The following is a 6703-nucleotide window of genomic DNA, read 5'->3' as shown; positions in this document are numbered from 1 at the left end:
GTGCTCGCCTATCTCTCCGACATGACGCGGCTCGACACCTCGACCTTCGCGCATGGCCGCGCCATCTTCGACCGCGACATCCAGGCCGCGAGCCTCGACCACGCCATGTGGTTCCATCGCAGCCACCCGCTCGACGACTGGATCCTCTACACGCAGGACAGCCCCTCCACGCAGGGCTCGCGCGGCTTCACGCGCGGCTCGCTGTTTGCCCGTGACGGCACGCTGATCGCCTCGGTTGCCCAGGAAGGCCTGATCCGGTTGAAGCGCTGAGCAGATAGCCGACTTTCGGTTCAAGCCCACTGAACAGGCATTTTTGAAAATTTGCCTATTTTTTAATCATTTGTCCTGCCGCGACTCTGAACAGTCGGCATGGAAATGCCCCTCAATTCCTTTGTTTACAACAGGTTAACGGGCTGCTTCGGCAATTGGCACGGAGCTTGAATCCTATTGCGCACTTTCCGGCTCTCATGAGGATCGGTGAAGGTGTGCAAACGCGGGGGACCCGCAACAGCAAAGGGTGAAACCTTATGAAAATCGTGATGGCAATCATCAAGCCGTTCAAGCTCGATGAGGTGCGCGAAGCGCTCACCGCAGTCGGCATCCAGGGCCTGACCGTCACCGAAGTCAAAGGCTACGGGCGTCAGAAGGGACATACGGAAATCTATCGCGGCGCGGAATACGCGGTCAGCTTCCTGCCCAAGATCAAGATCGAGGTCGCGGTTGGTGCCGACATGGTCGACAAGGCCGTCGAAGCCATTACGTCGGCGGCCAAGACCGGCCAGATCGGCGACGGCAAGATCTTCGTCTTCGGCATCGACCAGGCGGTGCGCATCCGCACCGGCGAAACAGACACCGACGCGCTCTGAGCGGCGATCCCCCATTCCAACGGAGAGTTCAATGAATATTCCTTCCACCTTTAAGACGACGGGGCGCGCGACTGCTCTCGGCGCGCTCGCCCTGACGGCCCTGGGCACGGTCGCCGCCTTCGCGCAGGAAGCCGCGGCTCCGGCAGCGGCCCCCGCCACGCCGGCGCCAACGCTCGACACCGGCAACACCGCCTGGATGCTGACCTCGACGGCGCTGGTGCTGATGATGACCATCCCGGGCCTGGCGCTGTTCTACGGCGGCATGGTGCGCAAGAAGAACGTGCTCGCCACCATCATGCAGAGCTTCGCCATCACCTGCCTGGTGACGGTGCTGTGGTTCATGTTCGGCTATTCGCTGGCCTTCTCCGACGGCGGCAGCACCAATGCCTATGTCGGCGGCTTCTCCAAGTTCTTCCACCACGGCATCACCACCGCGACGCTGTGGCTGCCGGGCGTGGCGAACATTCCTGAATTCGTCTTCTCGATGTTCCAGCTGACCTTCGCCATCATCACGCCTGCGCTGATCGCCGGCGCCTTCGCCGAGCGCATGAAATTCTCGGCCCTGCTCATCTTCATGGGCCTGTGGCTGGTGTTCGTCTATGCGCCGATCGCCCATTGGGTGTGGGGCGGCGGCTTCCTCGGTTCGGCCGGCGTTCTCGACTTTGCCGGCGGCACGGTCGTCCACATCAACGCCGGTGTCGCGGGTCTGGTCTGCGCCCTCGTCCTCGGTAAGCGCGAGGGCTACGGCACCGCCAACATGGCGCCGCACAACCTCGTCTATTCGGTCATCGGCGCTTCGCTGCTGTGGGTTGGCTGGTTCGGCTTCAACGCCGGTTCGGAACTGGCCGCCGACGGCCTCGCCGGCGCCGCGATGCTGAACACCCAGGTCGCCACCGCCGCAGCGGCGCTCGCCTGGATGTTCGCCGAATGGATCATCGCCAAGAAGCCGAGCGTGCTCGGCATCATCTCGGGCGCCGTCGCCGGCCTGGTCGCCGTGACGCCCGCCTCCGGCTTCGTCAATCCGACCGGCGCCTTCATCATCGGCATCGTCGCCGGCGTCGTCTGCTATATCTCGGCCGTCAAGGTGAAGCACATCCTCGGCTATGACGACTCGCTCGATGCCTTCGGCGTGCACGGCGTCGGCGGCATCATCGGCGCGCTGCTCACCGGCGCGCTGGCCGATCCCGAGATCAACGCGCTCGGCAAGGGCGCCTCGGTCGGCACCCAGATCTACGGCATCGTCTTCACTATCCTGTGGACGGCGATCGCGACCTTCGTGATCCTCTACATCGTCAAGGCCCTGGTCGGCCTGCGTCCGAGCAGCCAGGAAGAAATCGAAGGCCTCGACATCAGCCAGCACGGCGAAGTGGTGCCGTGAGCCTATCGACCATCCGGCGCCGGCATCCTCCCGCCGGCGGCGGATCCGTTTCACGCAATTCCGACCGAAGCCGCTACGCATTTTTCCGGAATTGCTCAACAATCCCGTCGTGACGCTCCGAAAGGTGCTCACGCATTGAGGCCCGGAAACATCTTCCGGGCCTCCTTTTTTGGAAAATCGTGCGCCTCAATTGGGCGAACGAGGAATCGTTTCACGCGATCACGGTCGCGTGATGTGCCAGCGGAAAGAAACATTGGGCCTTCCGGCTCCGTACTGGGGTAGCGACCGCCGTTCTGGCGCTCGCTAACAACAGGGAAGGAACCAACCGATGAACATCAAGAGCATCTTCCTCGGAGCACTCGCTCTCTCCATGGTCAGCGGCGGCGCATTGGCCGGTGCTCTCGACGAACCGGACAACATGGCGCCATTCTTCACCGATACCGGCATGAAAACCATGAAGCCGGAAGCCGATTTCAAGGCGGCCTGGGCTGCGACGGCCAAAGACAAGCAAGACATGATGATGAAGGAGTGCCAGGACGCGGCGATGAGCAAGCCTCATGCCGAATTCTGCGCCAACTTGATGATGTACGCCGGTCACAAGTGATTGCTACAGATCGGTTCCAGACGGGCCCGATCGCATCCTTGTTCCAATGAGAGATGGCGGGCCGCGCGGCCCGCCTTCGTCGCCCGAACCGATAAAGCCGGCGTCAAGCTTTATCCATTGCGACAACCGACGATCCTCACGTGAGCATCAAGCGAATGTGATTCAGAGTGATTCAGTTCGGCACCTTTCATCGGCTAGCCTTTGCCTCGATCCAAACCCCCGGGATCATGGAAGGTGAAATCCCACTTTCGCTCTCCACAACGAAAGCCTCGCTGGCTCCGGCTCGCGAGGCTTTTTTGCATGCGCGGCCAGGCTGCGGAAAGCCGCGTGTCCGGCAACAACAATTCAACCGCCGGTGATGCGCGCCCAGGCCGCTTCAACCTCTTATAGTTAATGCGCCCTTAACCTTCCCGCCGATAGTCTGTCATCCGAATCTGCCGGCGTGCGTCATGCGTCCGGCGAGGCACTCACAGACGGGGAAGAGGCATGCGTTCAGGCGCTTCAGCACCGCTCGCGCTAACTGATACGGGGCACGGCATCCAGGCATTCGCGCGGCGTCAGCTTGGGCGGCTGGTCGGCGCCGGTCTGTTCACGCTCGTCGCCTTCGGCGTCGCCGGCCTTGCCACCTGGAACGTCGCCGATCCGAGCTTCTCGCACGCCACCGACAACATCGTCACCAACGCGATGGGTTATGCGGGGGCGGTGTTCGCCGATCTTGCCATGCAGTTCTTCGGCCTTGCCGCGGTCGCGGCCCTGGTGCCGGCGGTGATTTGGGGCTTCCTGCTCTTTTCCGCGCGCGGCGTCGACCGGCTGCCCAAGCGCGGCCTCGCCTGGTTCGGCTTCGCGCTACTTGCGGCGGCGATCGCCGGCTGTGTCACGCCACCCAAAACCTGGCCGTTGCCGACGGGCCTTGGCGGTGTTTTCGGCGACATGGTGCTGAAGATCCCCGGCATCGCCGTTGGCGGCTATCCCAAGGGCCTTTTCGCCAGCATCGTCGCCGCGGTCCTTGCCGCGCCGGCATTGTGGCTGTTTGCCTACGGCTCGGCGCTGATTTCCCGCAAGAACGGCTTTGCCGTCATGGAGCGCGCCGCCGAGCCCGAGCCGCGCGAGCAGGACGACCTGCTCTTCGACGAGGATGAGGACGAGGGCGATGAAGGCATCCTGGCACTCGGCGCCATCACCCACTGGTGGCTGTCGTTCAGGGCCTGGATGCACCGCCGCGCCGCGCGCCGCCAGCACGAGCGCGAGTACGAGCCGGAGATGGAGCCGCGCGCCAGCGCCTGGCGGCGCGCAGCCGAGCGCGTCGAATCAGCCGAGTTCGCCGAATCGCGGATGAGCCCGGGCGGCCGCGCCCGCGTCGAGCCTGAATTCTTCGCCGCCATGGTCAACGACCGCAGTATCTCGGTCGATCCTGACGACGACATCTTCGACAGTGACGAGGACGACGACTTGGATTTCGCCGACGAGCCTCCTGTCCAGCGCCGCGCCACGCCGACGGCGAAGGTGCAGAATTTCCGTTCCGATGCCGCAACCCGCGTCGAGGCGCCGGCGCCGCGTCCGGCGCCGGGCGCGCGCGTCCAGCGCGAGGCGCAGACCTCGCTGATCGGCTCGGACAAATTCGAGATGCCGTCGCTGCATTTCCTGTCGGAGCCGAAGAATGTGGTGCGCGACGCCAGCCTGTCCAAGGACGCGCTGGAGCAGAATGCGCGGCTCCTGGAAGGCGTGCTCGAGGATTTCGGCGTCAAGGGCGAGATCATCCATGTACGGCCCGGCCCGGTCGTCACACTCTACGAGCTCGAGCCGGCGCCCGGCATCAAGTCGTCTCGCGTCATCGGCCTGTCCGACGACATCGCCCGCTCGATGAGCGCGATCGCCTGCCGCGTCGCCGTCGTGCCCGGCCGCAACGCCATCGGCATTGAGCTGCCCAACGCCAAGCGCGAGACGGTGTATCTGCGGGAAATCATGGCCAGCCGCGACTTCGAGACCACCAAGGCGAAGCTGGCGCTGGCGCTCGGCAAGACCATCAATGGCGAGGCCGTCATCGTCGACATCGCCAAGATGCCGCACGTTCTGGTCGCCGGCACCACCGGCTCGGGCAAGTCGGTCGCCATCAACACCATGATCCTGTCGCTGCTCTACCGGCTGACGCCGCAGGAATGCCGGCTGATCATGATCGATCCGAAGATGCTCGAACTCTCCGTCTATGACGGCATTCCGCATCTTTTGACGCCGGTCGTCACCGATCCGAAGAAGGCGGTGGTGGCGCTGAAGTGGACCGTGCGCGAGATGGAGGACCGCTACCGCAAGATGTCCAAGGTCGGTGTGCGCAACATCGACGGGTTCAACGCGCGCGTCCAGCTGGCGGAGAAGAAGGGCGAGAAGATCTCGCGCACCGTGCAGACCGGCTTCGATCGCCAGACCGGCGAGGCGATCTACGAGACGGAGGATCTCGACCTCGAGCCGATGCCCTATATCGTCGTCATCATCGACGAAATGGCCGACCTGATGATGGTCGCCGGCAAGGACATTGAGGGTGCGGTTCAGCGCCTGGCGCAGATGGCGCGCGCCGCCGGCATCCATGTCATCATGGCGACCCAGCGCCCTTCGGTCGACGTCATCACCGGCACGATCAAGGCCAACTTCCCGACCCGCATCTCCTTCCAGGTGACGTCGAAGATCGACAGCCGCACCATCCTTGGCGAGCAGGGCGCGGAGCAATTGCTCGGCATGGGCGACATGCTCTACATGGCCGGCGGCGGCCGCATCCAGCGCGTGCACGGCCCGTTCGTGTCCGACGACGAGGTCGAGAGGATCGTCGCGCACCTGAAGCTGCAGGGCGTTCCCGAATATCTCGACGCCATCACCGAGGATGATGACGAGGACGACGAGGACGAAGGTTCCGGCAAGGGCGGTTCCGGCGGCGGTGGCGGCGGCAATTTCGAGGATTCCGACGACCCCTACGACCAGGCGGTGGCGGTGGTGCTGCGCGACGGCAAGGCCTCGACCAGCTACATCCAGCGCCGACTCGGCATCGGCTACAACCGCGCCGCCTCGATCATCGAGAAGATGGAGAAGGAAGGCATTGTCGGTCCGGCCAACCATGCCGGAAAACGCGAGATCCTGGTGCCGACGGAGGAGGACAAGTTCTAGGGTCTATCGATATCCAGGTGATGCCGGCTGGCAACCTTGAACCTTTCGGCGCGTTGAGGCGACGGAGCGTCGCTGGAGCCGCCAAACTTAAGCCCAACTGGGGGTCCAGAGACTGCGACACCATTCGAATCAGAAAGTGACCGGCATGAAAAACGAACCTTTCGCCCCGAACCGCCGCCAGGCGCTTGGCCTCGGCCTCGTGCTTGCCGGCGCGGCAAGCGTCAATGTCGTCCCCGGATTCCAGCTCCTGGCGTCGGCGCAGGCGGCGATTCCGCCGGCGGCGCAGAAGATCGCCGACCACTTCTCCTCGGTCAAATCGATGAGCGGCGAGTTCGTTCAGTTCGGACCGAAGGGCGAGCAGACCGGCGGCAAGTTCTTCCTGGAACGGCCGGGCAAGATCCGCTTCAACTATGATGGATCGTCGAATTTCCGGGTGATCTCCGACGGCAAGTCGGTGGTCATCCTCAACAAGAAGCTCAACACCTCCGATCTCTATCCGCTGTCGAAGACGCCGCTGAAGCTTTTGCTCGACAATCGCATCGATCTCTCCGGCGGACGAGTAAAGAGCGTCAAGGAAGAGGACGATCTCACCACCATCCAGCTCTCCGACAAATCGGTGTTCGGCAATGCCAGGATCACCATGATGTTCGATCCGAAGTCCTATGAACTGCGGCAATGGACCATCACCGACGCCCAGGGCAAGGA

General features: G+C 63.6%; 5 protein-coding genes and 1 pseudogene. All 6 read left to right on the top strand.

Annotated features, from left to right (window positions below; translation table 11 throughout):
• A pseudogene (locus EOA33_RS19440) lies at window positions 1-270 on the top strand (acyl-CoA thioesterase domain-containing protein); the annotation flags it as partial.
• A 257-nt stretch (window positions 271-527) separates the two neighbouring features.
• The gene (locus EOA33_RS19435; protein WP_027169082.1) at window positions 528-866 is read left to right on the top strand and encodes a P-II family nitrogen regulator; all 339 of its coding nucleotides are present in this window, start codon (window positions 528-530) and stop codon (window positions 864-866) included.
• A 31-nt stretch (window positions 867-897) separates the two neighbouring features.
• Window positions 898-2244, top strand: a complete 1347-nt coding sequence (locus EOA33_RS19430; protein ID WP_127406316.1) for an ammonium transporter — start codon at window positions 898-900, stop codon at window positions 2242-2244.
• Window positions 2245-2572: 328 nt separating this feature from the next.
• Complete coding sequence (locus EOA33_RS19425; RefSeq protein WP_127406315.1) at window positions 2573-2848, top strand: hypothetical protein; 276 nt, start codon at window positions 2573-2575, stop codon at window positions 2846-2848.
• A gap of 486 nt (window positions 2849-3334) precedes the next feature.
• A complete protein-coding gene (locus EOA33_RS19420; RefSeq protein ID WP_127406314.1) occupies window positions 3335-5998 on the top strand; it encodes a DNA translocase FtsK in 2664 nt (887 codons plus the stop codon).
• A 145-nt stretch (window positions 5999-6143) separates the two neighbouring features.
• A partial coding sequence (locus tag EOA33_RS19415; protein ID WP_145989203.1) for an outer membrane lipoprotein carrier protein LolA occupies window positions 6144-6703 on the top strand: 560 nt, incomplete at its 3' end.

It is taken from the genome of Mesorhizobium sp. M4A.F.Ca.ET.050.02.1.1, from assembly GCF_003997725.1.
Taxonomy (GTDB): domain Bacteria; phylum Pseudomonadota; class Alphaproteobacteria; order Rhizobiales; family Rhizobiaceae; genus Mesorhizobium.
This window is presented reverse-complemented; position numbering and strand designations above follow the sequence as displayed.

Coding starts and splice junctions, on each gene's coding strand:
- EOA33_RS19435 (WP_027169082.1), top strand. CDS start 528: ATGAAAATCGTGATGGCAATCATCAAGCCGTTCAAGCTCGATGAGGTG.
- EOA33_RS19420 (WP_127406314.1), top strand. CDS start 3,335: ATGCGTTCAGGCGCTTCAGCACCGCTCGCGCTAACTGATACGGGGCAC.
- EOA33_RS19430 (WP_127406316.1), top strand. CDS start 898: ATGAATATTCCTTCCACCTTTAAGACGACGGGGCGCGCGACTGCTCTC.
- EOA33_RS19425 (WP_127406315.1), top strand. CDS start 2,573: ATGAACATCAAGAGCATCTTCCTCGGAGCACTCGCTCTCTCCATGGTC.